1 protein-coding gene is annotated in these 927 nt (G+C 61.7%); it reads left to right on the forward strand.

Annotated features, from left to right (window positions below; genetic code table 11):
- The coding region (locus tag PMI18_RS22525; protein WP_033036035.1) for an aldehyde dehydrogenase family protein at window positions 1–915 on the forward strand (915 nt) is incomplete at its 5' end.
- Between the last annotated feature and the right edge of the window lie 12 nt (window positions 916–927).

Consider the following 927-nt stretch of genomic DNA (forward strand, 5'->3'; position numbering starts at 1 on the left):
TTGCCGGACGGTGTGTTCAACGTGGTTCAGGGCGACAAGGCAGCGGTCGACGCCTTGCTGCAACACCCGGACATCGAGGCAATTTCCTTTGTCGGTTCGACACCGATTGCCGAGTACATCCACCAGCAAGCGACCTCGCGCGGCAAACGCGTACAGGCGTTGGGCGGGGCGAAGAACCACATGATCGTCATGCCCGACGCCGATCTGGACCAAGCGGCAGATGCATTGATCGGCGCCGCTTACGGCTCGGCCGGTGAGCGCTGCATGGCGATTTCGATTGCCGTGGCCGTCGGCGATGTCGGTGACCAGTTGATTGCCAAACTGCTGCCGCGCATCGATCAACTGAAGGTCGGCAACGGCATGCAGGGCGACAGCGACATGGGGCCGCTGGTGACTGCCGAGCACAAGGCCAAGGTCGAAGGCTTTATCGGCGAAGGCGTGGCCCAGGGCGCGCAGCTGATTGTCGACGGGCGCAACTTCAAGGTGCCGGGGGCCGAGAATGGTTTCTTCGTCGGCGCGACGCTGTTCGACAACGTCACGACCGAGATGAGCATCTACCAGCAAGAGATCTTCGGCCCGGTGCTGGGCATCGTGCGCGTGCCGGATTTCGCCAGCGCCGTGGCGCTGATCAACGCCCATGAATTCGGTAACGGAGTGTCCTGCTTCACCAGCGATGGCGGCATTGCTCGCTCGTTCGCCCGCAACATCAAGGTGGGCATGGTCGGCATCAACGTACCGATTCCGGTGCCCATGGCCTGGCACTCGTTTGGCGGCTGGAAGCGCTCGCTGTTCGGTGATCACCACGCCTACGGCGAAGAAGGCATCCGCTTCTACAGCCGTTACAAAAGCGTGATGCAGCGCTGGCCCGACAGTATTGCCAAGGGCCCTGAATTCAGCATGCCGACAGCCAAATAATTCACTTGTGCG

It is taken from the genome of Pseudomonas sp. GM102, assembly GCF_000282555.1.
In the GTDB taxonomy this organism is placed as follows: Bacteria; Pseudomonadota; Gammaproteobacteria; order Pseudomonadales; family Pseudomonadaceae; genus Aquipseudomonas.